Origin of the sequence: Clostridium sp. KNHs205 (assembly GCF_000702945.1) — a bacterium.
Taxonomy (GTDB): domain Bacteria; phylum Bacillota; class Clostridia; order Lachnospirales; family Lachnospiraceae; genus Anaerocolumna.
Window position 1 is genome coordinate 730,788 of sequence record NZ_JNLE01000005.1, and the last position, 23,643, is coordinate 754,430.

The 23,643-nt window shown below is 40.1% G+C and carries 14 protein-coding genes and 1 other annotated feature; of the genes, 2 read left to right on the forward strand and 12 right to left on the reverse strand.

Annotated features, from left to right (window positions below):
• Positions 1 to 13 precede the first annotated feature (13 nt).
• The 7 genes from BR73_RS29215 to BR73_RS0122865 form a co-directional block, all read right to left on the reverse strand.
• Entirely contained in the window at positions 14 to 244 is a 231-nt protein-coding gene (locus tag BR73_RS29215) for a helix-turn-helix transcriptional regulator (protein WP_051685508.1), read from the reverse strand.
• 620 nt (positions 245 to 864) lie between these two features.
• Positions 865 to 2,697 carry a carbohydrate-binding domain-containing protein gene (locus BR73_RS0122840; protein WP_051685509.1) on the reverse strand — a complete coding sequence of 611 codons (1,833 nt, stop codon included), beginning with the start codon at positions 2,695 to 2,697 and terminating at the stop codon, positions 865 to 867.
• Positions 2,698 to 2,742: 45 nt separating this feature from the next.
• The gene (locus BR73_RS0122845) at positions 2,743 to 3,408 is read right to left on the reverse strand and encodes a DUF4956 domain-containing protein (RefSeq protein ID WP_033168155.1); all 666 of its coding nucleotides are present in this window, start codon (positions 3,406 to 3,408) and stop codon (positions 2,743 to 2,745) included.
• Positions 3,401 to 4,132: a polyphosphate polymerase domain-containing protein gene (locus BR73_RS0122850; RefSeq protein ID WP_033168156.1), complete on the reverse strand. Its 732-nt coding sequence runs from the start codon at positions 4,130 to 4,132 to the stop codon at positions 3,401 to 3,403. The genes BR73_RS0122845 and BR73_RS0122850 overlap by 8 nt, the downstream gene beginning before the upstream one ends.
• 359 nt (positions 4,133 to 4,491) lie before the next feature.
• Positions 4,492 to 5,736 (reverse strand): HAMP domain-containing sensor histidine kinase, encoded by a 1,245-nt coding sequence (locus BR73_RS0122855; RefSeq protein WP_033168157.1) that lies wholly within the window; start codon positions 5,734 to 5,736, stop codon positions 4,492 to 4,494.
• A complete protein-coding gene (locus tag BR73_RS0122860; RefSeq protein ID WP_033168871.1) occupies positions 5,729 to 6,418 on the reverse strand; it encodes a response regulator transcription factor in 690 nt (229 codons plus the stop codon). Before BR73_RS0122860 ends, BR73_RS0122855 begins: the two co-directional genes overlap by 8 nt.
• Positions 6,419 to 6,949: 531 nt before the next feature.
• Entirely contained in the window at positions 6,950 to 7,606 is a 657-nt protein-coding gene (locus tag BR73_RS0122865) for a GTP pyrophosphokinase family protein (protein ID WP_033168158.1), read from the reverse strand.
• A 223-nt stretch (positions 7,607 to 7,829) separates the two neighbouring features.
• Positions 7,830 to 8,080: a binding site (T-box leader), on the forward strand.
• A 102-nt stretch (positions 8,081 to 8,182) separates the two neighbouring features.
• Here BR73_RS0122865 and BR73_RS0122870 point away from each other — a divergent pair.
• Positions 8,183 to 9,559 carry a TrpB-like pyridoxal phosphate-dependent enzyme gene (locus BR73_RS0122870; RefSeq protein ID WP_033168159.1) on the forward strand — a complete coding sequence of 459 codons (1,377 nt, stop codon included), beginning with the start codon at positions 8,183 to 8,185 and terminating at the stop codon, positions 9,557 to 9,559.
• A 376-nt stretch (positions 9,560 to 9,935) separates the two neighbouring features.
• Here the strand turns inward: BR73_RS0122870 and BR73_RS0122875 are convergent, their stop codons facing one another.
• The 5 genes from BR73_RS0122875 to gltB form a co-directional block, all read right to left on the reverse strand.
• Positions 9,936 to 10,415, reverse strand: a complete 480-nt coding sequence (locus BR73_RS0122875) for a hypothetical protein (RefSeq protein WP_197032717.1) — start codon at positions 10,413 to 10,415, stop codon at positions 9,936 to 9,938.
• Positions 10,416 to 10,650: 235 nt separating this feature from the next.
• Complete coding sequence (locus BR73_RS0122880) at positions 10,651 to 11,829, reverse strand: hypothetical protein (RefSeq protein WP_033168161.1); 1,179 nt, start codon at positions 11,827 to 11,829, stop codon at positions 10,651 to 10,653.
• A gap of 949 nt (positions 11,830 to 12,778) precedes the next feature.
• Positions 12,779 to 14,059: a group II intron reverse transcriptase/maturase gene (gene ltrA, locus BR73_RS0122885; RefSeq protein WP_035297454.1), complete on the reverse strand. Its 1,281-nt coding sequence runs from the start codon at positions 14,057 to 14,059 to the stop codon at positions 12,779 to 12,781.
• A 525-nt stretch (positions 14,060 to 14,584) separates the two neighbouring features.
• A complete protein-coding gene (locus BR73_RS0122890; RefSeq protein ID WP_033168162.1) occupies positions 14,585 to 16,069 on the reverse strand; it encodes a glutamate synthase subunit beta in 1,485 nt (494 codons plus the stop codon).
• Between the two features lie 13 nt (positions 16,070 to 16,082).
• Entirely contained in the window at positions 16,083 to 20,642 is a 4,560-nt protein-coding gene (gene gltB, locus BR73_RS0122895; protein ID WP_033168163.1) for a glutamate synthase large subunit, read from the reverse strand.
• Between the two features lie 693 nt (positions 20,643 to 21,335).
• Here gltB and BR73_RS0122900 point away from each other — a divergent pair.
• Positions 21,336 to 23,270, forward strand: coding sequence for a flagellar hook-length control protein FliK (locus BR73_RS0122900; RefSeq protein ID WP_033168164.1), 1,935 nt, complete (start codon positions 21,336 to 21,338; stop codon positions 23,268 to 23,270).
• The last annotated feature ends 373 nt before the right edge of the window (positions 23,271 to 23,643 follow it).

Sequence of the window (23,643 nt, forward strand, 5' to 3'; positions counted from 1 at the left end):
TCCTTTTGCTTCTTTATCTTGTTGTCATTACCTCATTCCCCATATCAGCCCTGATCAATTCATCAAGTCTTATGTCAAAAATATCTGCCAGCTTAATCAGATAATAAAGATGGGGCAATACCTTACCGCTTACCCATTTCCCTACAAGTTCTGCCGGTACTTCCATAAGAATTGCTAACTGGCTAAGTGTAAGATTCTTTTGTTTTAGTAAATAACTAATGTTATCACCAATCGTAAGCTCCATTGTAATCCTCCCTCGGTTACCAGGGTGTGTTTTAAACTCATTTAGCCAGTCTGACTGTATCACTTTCTGGTATACTGGATTGCACATTTTCCAGATCATAGCATGACTATATACCCAGAAAAGCGCTTTGTCTCCTACAAAGCGCAACCCCAGACTGTTGCAAGCAGTTTTCAAATACACCCTAAGTATCAGATTAATATTTTTACAGTATCACGTAATGAAATTATACCTCATAATTTATGCATAGCCTATAGTTTTTTGTCAATTATTTGTAATAATTTTCTATTCTTATTGGGTGTTTTTCGAATTAATTCTACAAGCATAGAATTAATCAAACAAAATATATCAAAAACTTTGTCTGATTCACCTGAGCAATTTTCTTTTGGATTCTTTATAGTATAACAAAAAAGAGCAGGTACTTATTGCTCTTTTTTTGTTATACTATTATTTTTATTTTATATTCAGTATCGTGTATGACTTCACTTGATCCATATATTTCTTTGTTACTGCTGCAACTTCATTTATTTATAAAAATTATCTTTTGACTGCAACAACTTCCGTTATTCTATAAGTTATTTCTTGTAACTGCTGCAACTTCGAGCGCTCTATCAAGCATTTACCTATTTTCTGGTACCGCCGCCAAAACCTCCCTGGCCTCCCATTCCCTGCTGTCCGTTACTGGTAACAACAGTAGAAAGTGTAATATCAGCCGTCTGTTCGCCGCTGGTTAATGTATAGGTTGCATCTTTCGTCAATTCAGGAAGGCTTAAGACAATTGACTGATAATCCTTTGTGGGGGTGAAGGAGGCAACTACTTTACCGCTTGAATCTTTTAAGGTCACTTCTGTTCCTGCTGAACTGACACTTGTTAAATTATAAAGGATAGAATACTGAGTTGAGGTATCGGAAAATCCCTGGGCCATTCCAGAACTTCCGGCAACATATACATTACCTCCGCTTATATCTGCGGTACCATTGTAATCCAGTGCGCCATCGCCATTACCCGTAGGACCGTAAACATATAAAGTACCACCGGTTATATATAAGTCTCCGTTGCTGTCAATACCATCACCAGCGGCATCCACCGTAATAGTACCGCCGTTTATTAAGATGTAGCAATTGGTGTCGACCTGATCCATACCACCTCCACCGCCGAAATTTCCACCGCCGAAGTTACCGGGATTCTGAGGTCTTTCCTGTCCGTTATTTTCCTGACCATTAGCGTTCTGGGAATTTTCTGTTGCTTCTGAGGTAGCATCTGTACTGTCTGCTTTGGCAGAAGTATTTGTGGTTCCTGAGGTATCCGTAGTTCCGGCGGTATCCGTTGTATTATTCTGAGGCCCTCTGCCCGCTGGCGCGGTTCCAGTACTTGCGGTATCCCCGGAGGCTGTGCTTCCGTTATCATCTGTGGAGCCGGGATCAGGGAAAGAACCATTCTCCGGAGGAGTCATATTTTCACCGCCCTGAGGGAAGCCATTCTGTGTTCCGTCTGTTTCACTGGTATCATTAGAACCGCTTGCAGCATTCATGCCATCATCCGAGGCTGTAATATTAATTACACCATCATCTATAATGATTACTGTTCCTTCAATACCTTCCTGGCATTTAACAACTGTTATGGTACCGCCAGCAATATATACATAACCTTTCGTCGTATCATCTGCATTCTTTGACTGAATACCATTTCCGGTATCTGAGCTTAAGGTAAAGGTACCAGCTTTGATTTTTACTGCATCCTTACCGTTAATGGCATCTTTTACTGCTGTAATATTATAGACACCACCTGTTACCACAACATCGTCCTTGGATACAATTCCATGTTTATAACTGGCTGTAAGGTTAAGGGTCCCTGTGCCGTTAAAGGTCAGATCTGCTTTACTGAAGATTACACCATCTACTGTATTATCATCTGTCTGTACATATTCTGTACCGTCTGTCAGGGTATTAACAGTGCCTTCCTCCTGCGTAATAAACACCTTGTCCCCGCTCTTGATATAAATAGCTGCAGAAGTGGAGTTATGAATGGTCACTCCATTTAATACCAGCTGTACTTTCTCTGTATCAGCAGCCTCCACAACAATCTGCCCTTCTGCTAAAGTTCCGCTGATTACATAGGTGCCTTCACTGTTTATATTGATGGTATTATCCTTCACCTCTGCACCGGAACCTGATACAGTAGAGGCATTATCTTTTAATGTAATATTTATAGCGGTGCTCTCTTCATATCCAACTTCCAGATCTCTTGCCGTAAATTCCTTGTCCACTTCTATCTGTGAGGTGGTTTCAATACCAGTCTGAATAGCGGTAGTAGTCGAGGAGGGATTTTCTGCCTCTTGTGTTGTTGTGGTCGTAGTTGAACTATCCTCTGTTTTACTCGTATTAGAACTGCTGCAGCCGGTTATTACCATTGCTGTTATGGTTGCTGCTGCAATTATATAATTTAGTTTTCTCATAGTGACTCCTTCCTGAATATCCAATTTAAGTGCGAATATTCTCTGCTATAATTCTTCTGTGCCAAAGGATGCCTTTTTACAGGAAATCTCTAAGTTGCCGTTACGGCAGCGAAGTTCATCAATAAATGCTTTTTCCTGAGCCGGATTTTTTAATCCGATACGATAACTTAATTTATAAAGGCTTCCCATATTTGCTGTTTTTACCATAACCAGCTCAGATCTGTTTGTATATTTTTCAAATAGATCATCAAATACTCCGGAATAATCCAGTCCTTCGGGTATGGTTATGTTTAGATCCTTATCCTGCTGCTTTGTCTCACCAAAACCGGTAAAGTTGTATAAACAGATGACGATTACGATTATCAGGACAAAGAGCCCTGCTGCTGTAAGATAACCGGTTCCGGTAGCCAGACCAATTGCCATTGCCATAAAGATACTTGTAATTTCCTTTGCATGACCCGGGATTGAGCGGAAACGGACCAGACTGAAAGCTCCCATAACCGCAACGCCGGTACCTAAGTTACCATTGACCAGCATAATTACCATTTGAACAATTGCCGGCATTAAGGCAATTGTCATTACAAAGCCTTTGCTGCTGTTACTGAATTTACTGTGAACCCAGGCAACAATTCCTCCCAGTATAATTGAACACGCTGTGCAAAGCAGAAAAGACTGTATTGTAAATGTTCCTGTTAAAACAGAATTAAGCATATTTTATTCCTCCCATTCTTTCGTATATATTTCTATTTGTAAGCTGCTCATAACCTCTGCCGTATTTGGAAAAAGAGGTCGGATAAATCTTCAGTTCATCCAGTATATGAGTCAACCAGAGGGGCATTGTTCCGGGTATTTTAATTTCCATTAACCGATAACCTTCGGGCAGTAAAGCGTTGCCATAATTCCCGGCTTCAAGAAACAATGTATCTTCTCTCCAGAGAATGTTCGTGTCAAAGGTAACCCGTAATTCAGAGTCCTCAACTCCATACATGGCAACTCTGTCATATGAAATATACATGGCAGGAGCAATATCATTGTAAAACTGAAGAAACCAGTCTATTTCCCTGATGATCTGAGAATTTTCTTCCGTGGATTTCTTATGATATAAGTAATTTTCAGCCTTATTAAGTTCAAGCTTTTCGCGTCTTTTATAGACAACACCTTTATATTTTTTCTTTAGTTCTATAAATACCATATCTCCTTCCTGTGGAGTACCGTAGCTTCTAAGCCTAAGCTTTTCTTTATAAACCGGTTTCTCCATGGAGGTTCTTACCAGCTGATAAGATGGGGTGTCAAAATAAATATTACAGATTGTTGTGTTACCATATGCATCTACGTTTAATTTATCTTGAAGCCTTGCTCTCAGCTGTTTGTATTCCATCTCACTCAGTAAGTATTTCTTCTCGTAACGTTTAAAGGTTCCCTGAAACTGACTCATAAATATCCCTCCTGCCTTTTGTTCTCTTTTCTTATTTTGTTCTAACTGATAAACTAATTGTAACCTGCCAACTTAAAATGAACTTTAAATTAGACTTTAAATTTACTTTAAATTTACAGAAGTTGGAGGAAAAATTTACATAATCTTAATCGCTGTATTATATACGTTAAATCCCGGAGGAATGAGCCTCCGGGATTTAACAAGGTTCTAAAAGTTCAGACTGTAACATTACTTATCCCTTATTTCAGACTATAAAAAGAGCGGAATCCATTACCTCATACAATGATAATGATTCCGCTCTTTTTATTATTAAATATCTGCTACCGGCAAACCAAGATAAAAATATTTCTCCTGCAATCTTATCCTATGGTTGCAGAAAAGCACACTTCATTTCCATTTTCACATCTGGCAGAGATCTTTCCATGATGTACCTCCACAATAGATTTCGCAATGGATAAACCAATACCATAACCGCCGGTATCCCTGGACCTGGAGGAATCAGCCCGATAGAAGCGGTCAAAAAGCTTATTTAGATTTTCCTTTGTCAAGGCATCAGCTGGCATATCCGTGGTGTTAAATACCTCCAGCTTTACCCCTTTCTTATAGGGGGTAAGGCTTACTTTGATTCTGCCACCTGCTGCCGAATACTTTAAGGCATTATCCACAAGGGTTGATACTAACTGCTGGATACTGTTCTCTTCACCATAAAGCTTCAGCCCCTCTTCCACCTCTAACAGGAAAGTCTTATTCTGGGTTTCGGCAACTGCCTTAAAGGAGCCGGCGGTTTCTTTGACAGTTCTGCTGATATCAAATTCCGCAAAACCGGTCTTCATAGTACCCTCATCCATTTTCGATAACATCAGAAGATTCTTTACCAGTTTATCAAGTCTTGTTATTTGATTTCTTATGCTCATAATCCATTCGCTCTCTCCACCGGTAAGTTCCAGGACATCTGCATTGGCAGAGATAATGGCAAGAGGCGTCTTGATTTCATGTCCCGCATCGGTTATGAACTGCTTCTGTTTCTCCATACTTTCGATAATCGGATTCAAGGCTTTTCTGGAAAAAATTGAAACCAATATAAACATTAGCAGCAAGGTGCCAAGGGCTACAGCGATGGAAATAAAGAGAAAAAAGCTCATGGTCTGCAGGGAATTGCTGCAGTCTATAAAGATAACCAGGTATCCGCTGTCCTGTGCAACCATTACATATTTATAGGATTCCTTAAATCCGCTCTTTTTACCCTTTTGAAAGGCTTCCTCTGCATATTCTCTGGCATCACTTGAGGAGATTGCCCTGATATGGCTGGTATCGATCTGGCTGGCTGTTCCTTCTGTACTGAGTCTTACGGTAAAATATCTGGTTTCAAAGGGTGTCTCTTCGCTTAACCGGAAGCCGAAATCAAAATTCTCACCTGGTGGTTTTCCTTTATCAAATTTAGGAAAGTTTCCCTGATTTTCCGATAAGATCTTTAGAGCACCATCTATCTTATGATTCATCTGATAGATATTAACGGCATTGATGGTACCGATCAGCAAAAGGATAACTAAAAATAAGGAAACCATAGTAATGGTAATAAATTTCTTTTGCAGCTCCCTAATCATTCTCTGCCTCCTCACAGACCTCCAATTGATAACCTACTCCCCTTACTGCTTTTATTTTAACATTTGCCTCAAGGGAATCCAGTTTCTTTCGAAGGTAGGAAATGTATACCCACACAACATTAATCTCTGCCTGTGCATCGTATCCCCAGATTCTTTCCATAAACTGCTCAGTGGAAATCAGACGCTTTGGATTAACCATAAGCATCTCCATCATCTGATACTCTTTATTGCCCAGCCTTAAAGAAGCCTTATCATTTGTCAGTTCATAGTTTTCTTTATTCAGGGACACATTGCCTACACCAATGATGTTAGGGGTGAATTCAGATTTTCTCCTGCCCATTGCACGGATTCTTGCCAGTAATTCTCCCATGGCAAAGGGTTTACTCAAATAATCATCTGCTCCTAAATCAAGTCCCGTGATCCGGTCTTCGATTTCAGCCTTTGCCGTAAGCATTAGGATAGGGGTATGAATCCCTTTGTCCCTGAGCTTTTTTAATACTTCAAGGCCGCTTAACTTCGGCATCATGATGTCTAATATAATAATATCGTAATTCTCAGATAATCCGTAATCCAGGGCATCAGCGCCATCATATACTGGATCAACTGAATAATTATTGTGTTTTAGTATGGCAACCAGAGCGTTGGACAGTTCTTTTTCATCTTCTGCTAAAAGTATTCTCATATTTTCACCCATTGCATATCGCTTGCATGCCTGCGATACTGCCACAATTCATACAGTTTGGAAATTTAATATTGTGGCACCTTTCTATCGTCAAATTTTCTTTCATCTCATACTAATACCATGCATACTGTAAACTTGTCTGCGGTAATGCTATATAATAAGTGTAAATGTCATTTATTCACACTGGCTGCCCCCACTGCATGCCGTATCTGTCCTCAGACGCGGAACTGCCACTAATCAGGGTTTGAATTATGCTTATTTATACCTCATACTATGTTCTTACAAATTTACTTTATATTATAATCTTACGCTGCTATCAATACATTTTTCCAGCCTGTGCTCTAATAACTGTAACTACTTACCAGCTTGTATATGATGCGAATTATATAAATTCTGCATCTGATGCTCTAACAACTTTAGATTGTTTACCAGTACCAATGCAGAATTATAATCATTTTTCATTTATTGTCTCAACAGCTTTTTGCATCAAGACGGTACATAATTATATAACTTTCCTTTTGTCTTTTCATACTACTGATTCATGGTATTTACCTTTATCATATCCAGAATGGTTTGAAAATTTAAATCGGTTGATGCCATCTCATCGGCACAACGCTTTAACTCTGCTGTTATCATATCCGGGCAGGTTATGTCCTTTTTATACTTCATCTGATGCTCCAGACTTGCCCAGCAATCCATTGCTATGGTCCTTATCTGAAGCTCACAATATACCTCTTGAATATGATCTTCTAAATGAAGAGGAACCTTAAGGATCAGATGATAGCTTCGATATCCATTGGGCTTGGGATTTCTGATATAGTCCTTCTCCTCAATCACTTCAAAGTCTTCCTGATTCTTTAACATTTCAACAATCCAGTAGATATCATCGAGAAAGGTACAGATGATACGAATACCTGCTGCATCAAATATTTGCGTAAGCGCATTGTTTACGGTAACTGTCAGTTCCTTTCGCTTAAGCTTCTCTTTCATACTTTCTGCTGATTTTATTCTTGCCTTGCAGTGCTCAATTGGATCATTTAAGCCTTTTGTAAGTTTATATTTTCGGATAATCTCAAGTCTTGAAAGAACTTCTATAATAGCCCCTTCCAAAAATACATAAGATTCCTGATAGAATTCCTGCTCCGGTGTTAGTGTATCACATTGAATATTGTATTTATACTGCTGCATGGTATCCCTCCGTTCAATAGGAATGTCTTTTGCTATGGAAAGTATACCATCTTAACCTTAAAACTACTTAAAGGCCTTTTAGGATTCGCTTTATTTTATCATTTTTACAGTCTTTCAACCAGTAAAATAGGTGTTGACACATTTATTTCTTACTAATAATTATTCTATTATAATAATAATATTTACAATTGACAAATCCTAATACCAAGGATATACTGAGTGTAACAAACCGTTGATTAAGAGTAGTAAGCAGGATATTCTGTTTAAAGAGAGCCGCAGGTGGTGGAATTGCGGTAGCAAGGATTTTGCTGAATGGACTTAAGAGGGCAGGAAGAAAGGCTGCGGCTGAGTAATGCCTGACGAGATCTTCACTCGTTACCAAGGAAGCATATATAGGCTGTATATGGAATAAGAGGATGCCATTGTGCATCAAAATGGGTGGTACCGCAGAAGTTTCAGACTTTTGTCCCAGTATATTTATACTGTGGCAGAGGTCTTTTTTTATTGCAATATAGGAAGACAGTGTACACCCGGCAAAGCCAAAATAATTATTTTATCTCGAAAGGAGCAAATATTATGGCAAAAATACCACACAGAATCTATCTTACCGAGGAGCAAATGCCCACCAGCTGGTACAATCTTCGCGCTGACATGAAAGAACTGCCGGAACCCATGTTAAATCCTGCCACAAATCAACCCGCTACAGTGGAGGACCTCTATCCTGTCTTCTGCGAAAAACTTGCAAAACAGGAAATGGACAACACCACCCGCTATATTGATATCCCCGAAGAGATCCAGGAGTTTTATAAGATGTACCGGCCTTCTCCTTTAATACGGGCTTACAACCTGGAGAAATACCTTGGTACTCCTGCAAAGATATATTATAAATTCGAAGGAAATAATACATCCGGAAGCCATAAATTAAATTCTGCAGTTGCACAGGCTTATTACGCCAAAGAACAGGGGTTGACCAGTCTGACTACGGAAACCGGTGCCGGACAATGGGGTACCGCCTTATCAGAAGCCTGCGCCTACTACAACATTCCGCTGACAGTATATATGGTAAAGTGCTCCTATGAACAGAAGCCTTTCAGACGAGCAATCATTGAAACTTTTGACGGCAGGATCTACCCAAGCCCCAGTGATACCACCAATGCCGGTCGTGCTATTCTGGCGGTTGATCCTGACACCACAGGAAGTCTTGGCTGTGCAATCTCAGAGGCTGTGGAAAAAGCAGTTACGACTCCCGGCTGCCGTTATGTCTTAGGTTCCGTGTTAAATCAGGTATTGCTCCATCAATCCATTATCGGATTGGAATCCAAGAAAGCAATGGAACTGATTGATGAGTATCCGGATATCGTAATCGGCTGTGCCGGCGGTGGCTCCAATCTTGGCGGTCTTATTGCCCCTTTCATGCAGGATAAATTAAACGGAAAAGCCAATCCCAGGATAATTGCTGTAGAACCTGCTTCCTGCCCTTCCTTTACCAGAGGTAAATATGCCTATGACTTCTGTGACACAGGTAAAATCACACCACTAGCTAAGATGTATACTCTGGGAAGCGGTTTTGTTCCCTCTGCCAACCATGCGGGAGGCTTAAGATATCACGGCATGTCTCCTATTTTATCCAAATTGTATCATGACGGTTATATGGAGGCAGTTTCTGTGGAGCAGACTAAGGTATTCGAAGCCGCTACCCTCTTTGCCAAGCAGGAGACTATCCTGCCGGCACCGGAATCTTCTCATGCAATTCTTGGTGCGATTAATGAAGCGCTAAAATGCAAAGAGACGGGAGAAGCTAAGACGATATTGTTCGGACTTACCGGTACGGGATATTTTGATATGACAGCCTATAATGCTTATATGAGTGGAAAGATGACGGATTATATACCGACAGACGAGGATCTGGCTATTGGTTTTAATGGATTACCAAAGATACCTGGGATACAGTAGTTGTAGTATGGTGGAACGACTTGCTTTTATGTGGTAGTTTATCCTTGTTATGTAACATACTCAAAGTGGAAGGATTTGAAGCGAATACCCTACAAGGAATAGTTATTTTACTGTAAGTTATTCAACTGGGCAGAGCTTATACCTATATGATAATTTGTTCTCATTAAAAGTATAACAAAAACGGAAATTTTCAACATATTAATCCATTGGGTAAAAGAAAATACAATCCTTAAACCCTTGCTTTAGCTATGTCTCTCCTACTACTAGGGCAGACTAGGACTTTAACCATTAAGATTGTACCATGCTGGCTACACATCAAAAAAAGCCTGTAAACAAGCTTGTTCACAGGCTATTTTTGATGTAAATTACAAACTTTTTAAGGCGTCACAGTAATCTCAATATCATCCAGCTTATCTCTAAACCAGCCTTCAGTACTCCCTTGATTATTAATAGCAATATTATAATGCGCATCTAAAATATATGTGCCGGTTTCTTCCACCACAAAGTTAAAATTTCTTGAAATTTTTTCATTTTTCTTAAACTCTTGAGATTCTAACGCGCTAGGTTCAACATGTGTCAATCTATTCTCTATATTTTGAAAGTCAACACAGGGCATATTCCCATTTGAATAAAGGGTGACAGTTTTACCGCATTTATTGGTAATAGTCAATGTGAAAGATACCGTATCGCCAACCCTATAATCAGTTTTATCAAGCTCAATAGAAATCGGAAACTCTTCGGGCGTATACTGTTCTTCTGCTCCGTTCTTTATTTTTAGATAAAAAGCCATCATTAATAAAGGTACCAATACCAGGCAAGCCATTAAAGCAACTTTCATTTTTGTTGATGTTTTCATTTTCATTTGTCCTTTCAACTCGCATTCAACTACATTTTAAAGTAAAAACATTGAAATGTCAAAAAAATTAAAGAAATAAAATTGTCCAAATTGTTTATAACGTGCGAAGGATTTCTCAACAAGTTAATAAAATAACAAAATAGGACTAGTTTGAAATGAGCAATGAGTAAAAGAAAACCTACTCTGGCGCATGGCGTGCTTGATATTTAGATAAATTGTAGGTTGAAAATCTATTTCATTTATACAAACTAATACCAAAAGCGGAGTTAATATTATATGCGTACGAAGCCCACGCTTGGTTATTACTATCTGCAAAGGTTGCTATTCCATATAAAGTTGTAGTATTATTATTTCCAATTTTTGTCCACAAAGGCCCTCCACTATCACCAGCTTGTTGCAAATTGCTAGCAACAACTTGATTGGTAAAAGTCTGTCCATCATATGTACCGGTCGCTGATCCAGAGACTAAGGTACCGGTATTATAACCACTAGTTATGCCTCTCTTATAAGTGTTCTGACCTGCTACCATAGGGATTGTCCATATTTGTGAAAAATCTGAAGAAGCAATGGGTGTAAAACCGCTAGCATAAGGTACAAATGCCGCATCTATAGTTCCCGAGAATTGCCTTAAAGAAGTTGTTCCTATTTGTGAACCACTTGAGTTATACATTTTTTGGTTTACTGATGTTCCGTGTCCGGCCGTAACTACTCCATACTGGCCAGTGCTCGCTTTATATGCATTATATCCTACAGTCATATGAGCAGCTCCTGAAGATTTGTCTGAAATATTTGTTCCTGGAGCAGCCGATGCAGTAGATTTAATACCTGATACTTCTTCAAAAAACAGGTTATTAACAGGTAACTCTAAAATGTTTTCGCTCAGGTATTTGATAATTTCTTCTTTTCTTGACATGTCTAACAAACCAATTTTTAAACCATTATTAATTTCGTCTGTCATTGTGGAAGCAATATCAAAATCATTCATAACTAAATCAAGCATATCTTGAATAGCAAGCAACATTTTCAATGAAACATTTGCTTGTTCATATACTACTCTACTGTCTTCAGCTGCAAATATTGATTTATATTTCTTCGTATTACTTTCACCAACAAATTTTATATGCAGTATGTTTTTATCATCAATAAAAGCACCGGCATATTCATCGGGAAGAATTTCTTCGTATTTTTGAACAATATCAGAATCCTCAAAAGCAAACATGTCTTTTCTGTTTGAAACCTCAAAATCTTCTTTAAAACTTTGCATCATACTAGAATAAAGACTTACACAATAACTATTTGCATCAAGCGAGTCGCTCAATGTTGATTTGTTTTCTGCCGCGGATACGGTAAAGATAGGCAAGATAAAAACAATGGAAAAAAACAAAGCCAATATACTTTTTTTCGTAAATTTCATTAAAAATTCCTTTCGTTAAGTGATTTTAGTATAACGATTAATTAATACTTATTTGGCACAAATACTCTAGCGGATTATTCATATGGATTTCAAAGTATGTTGGATATAGTAAATTTTCAAATGTATTAATAATTGAATAACTTTAGGGTTGTTTATGATTGATGCGAAAAAGAGAGATTCCTATATCATTATGGGATTTTGAGCTCAGAGATGTAAAACTGAAAATCTACATCTTTATTATATTTTGAATTATTCGATAAGGCTCTGACATTATGCGTTGCAGAAGCACTTTTCCTCTCGTGCCTTTTAAAATATTGTAACCGTATTTGTCAAGAATCCCAGGCTTCCCCTAGAACAGGGTGCTCTCCAATTATCGTATAGTACTAAAGAAAAATTTTATACTAAAATCCGAATACACATACAGTATGCATAATAGTATCAACATAACTTTCAAACGACGGGTTAAGTATGATAGAATATGATTTTTGTGCCGCAGATAATGTTTTATCAATCATTATGGTGACAAAATAATTTTTTTACAGTACTTTGCAGTAATATTTAACTGTTGACCCTTGTCCGCATTGTACTTACATGCGGTTAGAAATACTGCTTTCTATCACTCCCTTTCTTAAATAAAAATTTGATTAATTTTCATAAAATCATGCAGGCAGAATTTAACCATAAAAGCAAGTTCATTGTTTTTTTGATTTTCTAGATATTCATTAGTACGCCTGATTTTATGAGGTAAATATTACCAATTAAAGCTTATATCAAATATTTTACTTTGTCAAGAAATATTTTCCATATATATTGTGCTTTTCTTCTGCTTGGCGTAAGGACAGGAACACTAGTCATCACTAAATCGAGTAGGAGAAATTTCTCTTAACAGAGAAATTTCGACCTCTCACACCACCGTGCGTACCGTTCGGTACACGGCGGTTCAATCAACTTAACAAGTAACACACCTTTCGATGTAATAGTCCAACATTGAGATTAGTCCAAACTGGGCTAATCTCTCATTATTTATTGCTTGGCTTATATCTGAACTTCGACATACTCTTGCAAATCCCTTTGCATAAGAGGTTCGTCTTGCCGCCCATTTAGGTATTCCCAGTTTTATTAGATTCTTTGCTCTATTCTTTGGTGTTTTCCAGTGTTTCCATATGCACATGCGAAGCCTATATCTAATAGTTCCATCAAAATTCTTGCATAGTTTCTTCATACTACCGATTTTGAAGTAATTTATCCAACCTCGAATCAACTGATTTAGCTTCTCTATTTTGTGCTTATTGTTAACTCCCCAACTTCGGCAAGTAAATTTCTTCATTTTTGCCTTGAACTTTGCAACTGAACTAGCGTGTGGTTTAGCTTTATACTGTTTGGCAAATGTGTCATAGTAAAATCCAAATCCCAGATACTTTATTCCTTTTGGTTTATCCACCTTGCTCTTGCTAACATTTACCTTCAATCCAAGCTTCTCTTCTATGAACTTTGAAATGCTTTTCATTACTCTGCTAGCTGCCAGTTCGCTTCCGACCATAATAATACAGTCGTCTGCATATCTGACAAAATCCAATCCTCTTGATTCCATTTCCTTATCCAGTTCATTTAACATGATGTTTGCTAAAAGTGGTGAAATATTTCCACCTTGAGGTGTTCCTACAATAGAATCCTCGTATTCATCATCTATAATCACTCCGCTAACTAAGAACTTTCGAACTATCGAGATAACATCTCCATCTTTGATTGTTCTTCCTATTATTGTCATCAGCTTGTCATGATTTACTGTGTCAAAGAACTTTTCCAGGTCAATGTCCACTATCCAACTGTGCCCATCGTTCATCATTTCCAGCGCTGTAAGCACCGCCTGCTGGGCACAACGACTCGGTCTGAATCCGTAGCTGTGGTCATGAAACTGTTCCTCGAATATCGGAGTGAGTACCTGTGCTACTGCTTGTTGAACAAATCTGTCCGTTACTGTTGGTACTCCCAGTTTCCTGACTCCTCCTTCTGGTTTTGGTATCTCTACACGCCTTACTGGTTGCGGTTTATACTTTCGTGTCCGCAATTGTTCTTTAATTGTTTCGCCATTCTTCAAAAGGTATTCACCAAGTTCTGTGTACTCCATTCCGTCCACACCCTCTGCTCCTTTGTTTCGTATGACTTGCAGATACGCCTTATTGAGATTATCTTTGGCTAATATCTGCTCCATTAGACTATTTGTGTCCATGCGTTGTTTCCTTTCTGTCCCGTTCGTTTCCACCATCTTTGACGTCATCGACAGATGTTGTGTTTACTACAAGTCGGAACCTACTTCAACTGATTGATTGTTCGTCCCTTTGCTCCGTTTCCATTACAGAAACTTCCTCGCTACTACGGACTATGCTGACTTCTCACAGTTCGTTGTTACTCGGCAAATGATACCGCTGTGAGACCTCCCCGATTAAGGTGCGAGCTCTTTCCTCTCATCTATCCGCCACATTTACTCCTACTTCCAGCAACTTTTGGACTTCATCTTCTTTTGCAAACTTATCCGTATTTCAGAGCCTTATATGTGATTTCTGTCCGTCGGACCAAGAGTTTGCCTACAACTTCCTTCAGATTCCACCTCACGGTGGACACCCTTGTTGTTCAGCTATGTGCTTCCACGTTGCCTAGGCGCACTTGGGACTTTCACCCATTAGAGCCCGCCCATGGCGGGCAAACAAAAGGAGTGATGCCTCATAAAACAGCATCACTCCCATACTTTCTTATCTTACAGATTACTATATCCCATGAGACTTTCATCCACAGCCATAGCAACTTCTCTGCCTTCTCTGATTGCCCATACTACAAGACTCTGTCCTCTGTGCATATCACCGGTTACAAATATCTTCTCCTGACTGGTCTTATATTTGCCTTCCTCTGTAGCAACATTGGTTCTCGCATTCAACTCGACACCAAAGGCTTTTGCCACATATTCTTCTGTTCCGAGGAAACCTGCCGCAATAAATACATAATCTGCATTTACTTCATATTCACTGCCCGGAACCTCTTCCATCTGAAACCTCTTTGCTTCAGCATTGAATTTGCTGCAAAGCTTCACGATCTTAACTTTAATCAGATTGCCGTCCTTATCTGCGATAAATTCTTTCACCGTTGACTCATAAACTCTCGGGTCATTGCCGTATACTGCAATGGCTTCCTCCTGACCATAGTCGGTCTTTAATACCTTTGGCCATTCGGGCCAGGGATTGTCTTCCCGTCTGGTTTCCGGGGGCTTAGGCATCATTTCGATCTGAAGAACGGATTTGGCTCCCTGTCTTACACTGGTACCAACACAGTCGTTACCGGTATCACCGCCGCCGATTACGATTACATTCTTACCTTTGGTGTTGATACAGGCACCGTCTTCGAAATTAGAATCCAGCAGACTCTTAGTAACACCCTTTAAGAAATCCACAGCAAAATGGATTCCCTTTGCTTCCCTTCCGGGAGCTTTGATATCTCTGGGCTTTGAGGCACCGCATGCCAAGATGATGCTGTCGTATTCCTTCTTTAATTGCGATACCTTTATATCTTTACCTACATCAGCTCCTGTTATAAAGGTTACCCCTTCTTCTTTCATGAGGTTTACTTTACGGTCAATAACGTGTTTCTCCAGCTTCATATTGGGGATACCATACATCAGCAATCCGCCAATACGGTCGGAGCGTTCAAATACGGTTACCTGATGACCGCGTTTATTCAACTGGTCTGCCGCTGCAAGGCCGGAAGGACCGGAGCCGATTACGGCAACTTTCTTACCGGTTCTTACCTTGGGGGGCTGGGCAGTTATAAAGCCAGCTTTGTAACCGTTCTCTATAATACTTAACTCATTTTCCTTGATTGCTACCGGAGTGGTCGCCACATTACAGGTGCAGGCCGGCTCGCAGGGAGCCGGACATACACGCCCGGTAAATTCAGGAAAGTTATTTGTCTTAAACAAGCGGTTTAACGCCTGATTCATATTTCCGTTGTATAACAGATCATTCCATTCCGGTACAAGGTTATTTAACGGACAACCGGAGGTCATTCCATTTAGGATAACTCCCGACTGGCAGAAAGGAACACCGCAGTCCATACATCTTGCTCCCTGTATCCTTTGCTCCTCCTTTGGCAGAGGAATGTGGAATTCGTCAAAATTCTTGATTCGTTCTTCGGGAGCCAGTCCTTTACTCAGCTTTCTGTCATATTCCATAAATCCTGTTGGTTTTCCCATTGCTTCCTACCTCCTAGCTCCTGGTGTTGGCAAAGAATGCCTCTATCTGTGCCTGTTCGCTGCTTAAGCCCTTTTCCTCCATCTGGACGATGGTCATAAGCATACGGCTGTAATCATAAGGAATAATCTTCTTGAACTTAGGCAGATAATCCATGAAGTTCTCTAAGATATCCTTGCCCTTTAAGGAGCCGGTTTTCTCTACATGTTCCGTAATCATGCTCTTTAATTCCAGAACATCATACTTCTCAGTTACTGCTTCCATAGATACCATTTCCTTGTTAAGCTTCTTATATAAATTGCTGCCTTCATCCAGTACGTAAGCAATACCGCCGCTCATACCTGCTGCAAAGTTCTTACCGGTAGTACCAAGTACTACAACTCTTCCACCAGTCATATATTCACAGCCATGATCGCCTACACCTTCAACAACAGCGCTGGCTCCGGAATTACGTACACAGAAACGTTCTCCTGCAACACCGTTTATAAATACCTTACCGCTGGTAGCACCGTAAAGTGCAACATTACCGATAATAATGTTCTTATCAGCCGCGAATTTCGTTCCCTTGGGAGGATATACTACCAGCTTTCCGCCGGAGAGTCCTTTTCCGAAATAATCGTTACTGTCACCGGATAATTCAAGGGTTAGCCCCTTCGGAATGAACGCTCCGAAACTCTGCCCGCCGCTGCCCTGGCATTTGATAACATAAGTATCCTCTTCCAGAGTAGTGCCGTGTGCTTTTGTAATTTCCGAACCTAAGATGGTTCCAAAAGTACGATCGATATTGGATACTTCCACTTCAACGGTCTTGGATTGCCCGGCAGCGATGGCACTCTTAAGTTTCTTTAAAAGGATTCTCTCATCAATGGTCTTTTCCAGTTCAAAATTATATACCTTGCTGGGATCAAAATGACCTTTTTCGCTGTCCCCGGCAAAAGGATTATTAAGAATCTTGGAAAGGTCAATTCTTGCTGCTCTTCCGGTCATTGCGTTTTCTTTTTCTTTTAACAGCTCGCTTCTTCCTACCAGGTCCTCAAGTTTACGCACACCAAGCCTTGCCATATATTCTCTTACTTCTTCTGCTATAAAACGCATGAAGTTAATTACATACTCAGGTTTACCTTTAAAATTCTTACGCAGTTCCGGATTCTGGGTAGCAACACCTACAGGACAGGTATCCAGATTACATACACGCATCATGACACAGCCTAAGGTTACCAGGGGAGCAGTTGCAAAACCGAATTCCTCTGCTCCAAGAAGTGCTGCAATAACAACATCTCTTCCTGACATAAGCTTACCGTCAGTCTCTACCATTACCCTGGAGCGAAGTCCGTTCATAATAAGTGTCTGATGGGTCTCAGCAAGACCTAACTCCCAGGGAAGTCCGGCATTGTGAATGGAATTTCTGGGTGCAGCACCTGTACCACCGTCAAATCCGGAAATCAGGATAACCTGTGCACCTGCTTTGGCAACACCTGCCGCAACGGTTCCGACACCTGCTTCTGAAACCAGTTTGACAGAGATTCTTGCATCTTTATTGGAGTTCTTCAGGTCGTAAATTAACTGTGCCAAATCCTCAATGGAATAGATATCATGATGAGGTGGCGGTGAAATCAGACCTACACCGGGCGTTGAATGTCTTGTTTTGGCAACCCAGGGATATACTTTCTCAGCCGGCAGCTGACCGCCTTCACCGGGTTTTGCTCCCTGTGCCATCTTTATCTGGATTTCCTTTGCGCTTACCAGGTACTGGCTGGTTACACCGAAGCGTCCGGAAGCTACCTGTTTGATGGCAGAACATTTATTGAGCCCGTCTTTTGAGATATTCAGACGTTCTAAGCTCTCACCGCCTTCACCGCTGTTGGATTTACCGGATAACATATTCATTGCAATAGCCAAGGTCTCATGTGCTTCCTGTGAAATGGAACCATAGGACATGGCACCGGTCTTAAAGCGCTTTACAATGGAATCAACACTTTCTACTTCTTCAATGGGAATGCCTGCTTCCGGGAAGTTAAAATCTAAAAGACCTCTTAGGTTGATGCCTTCCTCTTCCTTCTCAATAAGCTTCGTGTATTCCTTAAAGGATTCATAGTCACCATTTCTGGTTGCCTTCTGAAGCAGGTGTATGGTCTGGGGATTATACAAATGCTCTTCTTTACCGCTTCTTAATTTGTGATTACCACTGTTGTCAAGGGTCAGATCCGCATTAAGTCCAAGGGGATCGAAAGCTTTGGTATGAAGCTCATCTACCTGTCTTTCAATATCCTTTATGGAAATACCTTCGATTCGGCTCACCGTATCGGTAAAATACCTGTCAATTACATTCCTGCAGATTCCAATTGCTTCAAATATCTTGGAACCCTGATAGGACTGAATTGTTGAAATACCCATTTTGGAGGCTATCTTTACAATTCCCTTTAAAATTGCCTTATTGTAGTCATTTACCGCTGCATAGTAATCTTTATCCAGCATATTGTTGGCAATAAGCTGCTTAATGGATTCCTGGGCAAGATAAGGATTAACCGCACAGGCTCCATAGCCTAAAAGAGTTGCAAAATGATGAACTTCTCTGGGTTCCGCACTTTCTAATATCATAGCAACTGCTGTTCTCTTCTTGGTTCTTACCAGATGCTGCTGCATAGCAGATACCGCTAACAGAGAAGGAATAGCTACATGGTTCTCATCCACACCCCTGTCGGATAGGATCAGTATATTGGCCCCTTCTTTATATGCACGGTCAGCTTCTACGAATATATGATCAATCGCTCTCTCTAAAGAGGTATTTTTATAATAAATTATTGGAATGGTTTCCACCTTAAAGCCCGGTATCTTCATGGACTTGATCTTTAAGAGATCGGTGCTTGTCAGGATGGGGTTGTGAATCTTAAGTACTTTGCAATTTTCTGCACATTCCTCCAGAAGATTTCCGTCTTCTCCAATGTAAACATCTGTAGAAGTTACGATTTCTTCCCTGATAGCATCAATAGGAGGATTGGTTACCTGAGCAAAGAGCTGTCTGAAATAACTGAACAGCGGAGGGTTGCTCTTTGACAGAATAGGCAGGGGGCTGTCAGCACCCATGGCTGCTACCGGTTCTGCACCGGTTCTTGCCATAGGAAGGATTGTAGTCCTGTAATCTTCATAAGTATAGCCAAATGCTTTCTGAAGCCTTGCTCTTTCCTCATCATCATATTCCCATACTTTTTTGTTGGGTATGTGAAGATCTTTCAGCTTCACCAGATTGCTGTCCAGCCATTCTCCATAAGGACTTCCGCTGGCATAGCTGTTCTTCAGATCTTCGTCATCAATAACGCAGCCCTTTACGGTATCTACCAAGAGCATTTTACCGGGACGAAGCCTTTCCTTCTTCACAATTTTCTCAGGTGCGATGTCCAGAACACCAACCTCTGAGGATAAAACCAGATGGTCATCCTCGGTGATATAATAACGGGAAGGTCTTAAACCGTTACGGTCAAGTACTGCTCCCATAATATCTCCGTCACTGAACAGGATGGAAGCCGGTCCGTCCCAGGGTTCCATCATAGTAGCATAATATTGATAGAAATCCTTCTTTTCCTGGCTCATATTCTGATCGTTGGTCCAGGGTTCCGGGATGGTTATCATAACCGCAAGCGGCAGATCCATACCGCTCATAATAAGGAATTCCAGTGCATTATCAAGCATGGCGGAGTCGGAACCTTCTGCATTGATTACCGGAAGTATCTTATGAAGTTCTTTGTTCAGGTATTTGGACTGCATGGTCTCTTCCCTTGCAAGCATCTTATCTACATTTCCTCTGATGGTATTGATTTCACCATTGTGAACGATAAGCCTGTTGGGATGGGCTCTCTGCCAGCTTGGATTTGTATTGGTACTAAAACGAGAATGAACAATGGCAATAGCAGATTCATATACTTTATCCTGAAGATCGATAAAAAACATACGAAGCTGGTTGACCAGGAACATTCCTTTATATACAATGGTACGGCTGGATAAGGATACAACGTAGGTGTTGTCATTGCTCTGCTCAAATACTCTTCTTGCAATGTAGAGTCTGCGGTCAAAGTCCAAGCCCTTCTTAACACCTGATGGTCTCTTGACGAATCCCTGCATGATACATGGCATACATTCAACAGCTTGTGTTCCAAGAATTTTGGGATCGATGGGAACTTTTCTCCATCCTAAAAATTCCATCCCTTCTTTTTCCACAATAATCTCAAACATCTTCTTTGCCTGATTTCTGGAAAGCTCATCCTGTGGAAAAAAGAACATACCGATTCCGTAATTACGTTCTCCTCCCAAGCTGATGTTAAGAGCTTCTGCTTCTTTCTGGAAGAATTTATGGGATATCTGAAGCAGGATACCTACACCGTCACCGGTCTTTCCTTCCGCATCCTTACCGGCACGGTGTTCCAGATTCTCAACAATCTTCAATGCATTGGCTACTGTTTCATGAGTCTTAACACCCTTGATATTAACAACTGCACCTATACCGCAGTTATCATGTTCAAATCTGGGGTCATATAAGCCCTCACATGTACGTTTAGTTTCTTCTACGCCATATCTGTCCATTCGCACGCCTCTTTTCTAATAAAATAATTACGACCGGTAAAAATAATAAATAATGAAGTAATATATTTATTACTTTACCAGCTGCCCGAACAATCAGATAACCGATTATTCAGCGCGGTGAAGTGAATGCATTTCCTTATTCTTACCATTCATATCTGTCAAAAATTATAATAATAAGCATTTCACAGAATAAATATTCATGGTATAATAATATTCCCATATTTCAACATACAAAAAAAGACATTCTCAAAGGCCAGGCCTCTAAGAACATCTTTGTTCTGTAACAGATTATAATATACGCCGCATAAAAAATCAATCTTTTTTTTCATTTTAATTTATTTTATAAGTTTTTTTATCGAATAAACGTTATTTAATTAAGTGGCATTTTGAATTTGAAGTTTTCAGCCGATATAAAATAAGAAAATATAACTTCATCAAGTATATTTATATAGAATTTTTTCCATATATGGTAAATTATTTATAGCTTGTATTGCTAACGCCGGTTGTTTATTCCACTTTTGAAACTGCAAGGTTCGCTATTAGGGGTAGTAATGGTACATTTTCAAATTCCAATCCAGTATTTCAATGCAAGGCGGCTAGAACAGTATTTTTCATATACGCTCCAGGTAAGCACTATATAATTAATCTTTAATTTTTGTTAAGCTTACAAAGTACAGAAAAGGAGGCTCTCATATGATAAACAGCAGTATAACACAAACTGGTACTCTCAAATCAAATACCCTGTCTTCCCCTGCCTCCTCCCAGGGATCCCATAACGTATCCTCCGGCGATGGTAAAGGCTCATCCACCGCCTATGGCTTAGAAAAAGGAAATGTCATAAAAGGTGAAGTAATCGACCTTAAAAATAATGAAGTCACTGTAAAGCTGGCAGACGGTCAGGTCTTAAAAGCAAAACTCCAGGCAGATAACAGCACCCTTTCAATAGGCAGTAAGGTTACTTTTCGGGTGGAAGATGCCACCTCACAATCGCTGACCTTAAAAATTATTCCCGAAAGCTCTGCTTCCTATCTCTCAGCCACCATAGACAAAGCATTGGAAGCAGCTAATCTGGGAAAGACTATTCGGAATAGAAGTCTGGTAAGCGAACTTCTCACCGCCCGTATGTCAATAGATAAGAATACTCTTAACCTTTTTGCGAAACAGCTGGCACAATTCCCAGATGTTTCTGTTAAGACTCTTCTGTTCCTGCAGCGTAATCAACTCCCGATTAACGGAGCCAGCATTGAGCTAGCAGAAGGATTTCTTCATTCTGACGGTAAAATGATCGAAAACCTTTCTACACTCTCCGGCAGTATAAATCAGTTCCTGGGTTCTTCCGGCGACATAAATGCCAAACAGGAACTGCTGCGAATATTACTCGGACCAGCCTCTCAGACTCCTGGGGTGGCGGAAGCCCTGGCAAAAGAAAACCTGCTGCAAGGTAATCCCATTGCCTCAAATGCGGCAGGTACTCAGGAACATATTCAAACCGGCAATATAGCAGCGAACACTGGAAATATCCTGTTTAGCGACTTATTGAACCTCTCTGAAAGAACCGAACTGGCTGAAAGTCTTAAGACACTTCCCGCTAACTTAATCTCTCCGGAGGTAATCAACAGTGTTCTAAATGGTACCATAGACACTCCTCATGCCACTGAACTGGCGAAATTACTGAAAGATTATTCCCTGCTTGACCCGCTTAATGTAAAGCAGCCGGCAGCTGATATTATGGATAAACTGCTAACAGTCTCTGCTTCAGATAACAATGCACTGCTAAAAGAACTGTTGCCTGCCCAGGACAGAGGAAATCTTCTGATTATGATAAAGAATCTGCCTGGAACAGATAATCTTCCTGTTTCCATCAGTAACGGTATTACTGACGGAAATATATCCGCCAGGGACCTTTTAACCTTTTTGGCTCCATCTCTTACAGAAGAAATAGATACCCTGCCTGCCGGATCCAGCGAGAAGCTGCTCTCATCCAAAGAGTTTCATACCTTACTGAATTCTAAGTTATTATCCGACTGGACGCTGACCCCGGAGGACTTAAACAAACCCTCCCCCTTAAGTTCTCATTACGAAAGCCTTTTAAAGCAGCTAAACGAAATAAATTCGTTAGCAGAGCGAGGAATGTTTCATGAAATGCCCTCTCTTACTGCACAGCTTTCCCATATGACGGACACGGTGCAGTATATGAATATGTTCCAGAACATGTTTTCATTTTTACAGCTGCCTGTAAAGTTAAAGAATCAGTTCACTGACAGTGAGCTATATGTATATTCAAACAAGAAATCAGAGCTGGATATCACAAAGGGTGTGAAAATAGTTCTGCACCTTAATATGGAACATCTTGGCCCCCTTGATGTATCCGTTGAGCTGACAAATAATCACCTTAAGAATACTTTCTATCTGGAGAACAAAGATATACTTCATTTGTTATCCACACATATGGAAATACTGGAAAAGAAGCTGAGTACGAAAGGTTATCAGGTATCCACCGAATTTTATGACAGAGCAAAATCCCCATCTCCTTCAGAAGACATCCTTTCCGGTAATCTTCATTCCAACACAGAAACCTCTGAGGAGAACTCACAGGAGAAGAGGTATCATTTTGATATTAGGGCTTAAGGTCAATCTGTGTTAGCAACAAGAAGAATATTTGCACAAAAGCTAGATTTGCACAAAAGCTAGATTCGAAAAACAATCAAGGGTGTGTCTGATAACTCATTGCAGTTTTTAGACACACCCTTGGTAATTTGTATACCTTTTAATTTATTTAGATTATTGCCTTACTTTGATTGACCCTTACTTTAATTGACCCTTACTTTGATTGACCCTTACTCAGATGGTTGCCTTACTGAGATTGATACCTTACTGGATTAATGCCTTATTAGATTGATGTCTTACTAGATTGACTCCTTACTAGATTGACGCTTTACTCAGATTGATGCCTTACTAGATTGATGTCTTACTAGATTGATTCCTTACTCAGATTGATTCC

Coding starts and splice junctions, on each gene's coding strand:
- BR73_RS29215 (WP_051685508.1), bottom strand. CDS start 244: ATGGAGCTTACGATTGGTGATAACATTAGTTATTTACTAAAACAAAAG.
- BR73_RS0122840 (WP_051685509.1), bottom strand. CDS start 2,697: ATGAGAAAACTAAATTATATAATTGCAGCAGCAACCATAACAGCAATG.
- BR73_RS0122845 (WP_033168155.1), bottom strand. CDS start 3,408: ATGCTTAATTCTGTTTTAACAGGAACATTTACAATACAGTCTTTTCTG.
- BR73_RS0122850 (WP_033168156.1), bottom strand. CDS start 4,132: ATGAGTCAGTTTCAGGGAACCTTTAAACGTTACGAGAAGAAATACTTA.
- BR73_RS0122855 (WP_033168157.1), bottom strand. CDS start 5,736: ATGATTAGGGAGCTGCAAAAGAAATTTATTACCATTACTATGGTTTCC.
- BR73_RS0122860 (WP_033168871.1), bottom strand. CDS start 6,418: ATGAGAATACTTTTAGCAGAAGATGAAAAAGAACTGTCCAACGCTCTG.
- BR73_RS0122865 (WP_033168158.1), bottom strand. CDS start 7,606: ATGCAGCAGTATAAATACAATATTCAATGTGATACACTAACACCGGAG.
- BR73_RS0122870 (WP_033168159.1), top strand. CDS start 8,183: ATGGCAAAAATACCACACAGAATCTATCTTACCGAGGAGCAAATGCCC.
- BR73_RS0122875 (WP_197032717.1), bottom strand. CDS start 10,415: ATGAAAACATCAACAAAAATGAAAGTTGCTTTAATGGCTTGCCTGGTA.
- BR73_RS0122880 (WP_033168161.1), bottom strand. CDS start 11,829: ATGAAATTTACGAAAAAAAGTATATTGGCTTTGTTTTTTTCCATTGTT.
- ltrA (WP_035297454.1), bottom strand. CDS start 14,059: ATGGACACAAATAGTCTAATGGAGCAGATATTAGCCAAAGATAATCTC.
- BR73_RS0122890 (WP_033168162.1), bottom strand. CDS start 16,069: ATGGGAAAACCAACAGGATTTATGGAATATGACAGAAAGCTGAGTAAA.
- gltB (WP_033168163.1), bottom strand. CDS start 20,642: ATGGACAGATATGGCGTAGAAGAAACTAAACGTACATGTGAGGGCTTA.
- BR73_RS0122900 (WP_033168164.1), top strand. CDS start 21,336: ATGATAAACAGCAGTATAACACAAACTGGTACTCTCAAATCAAATACC.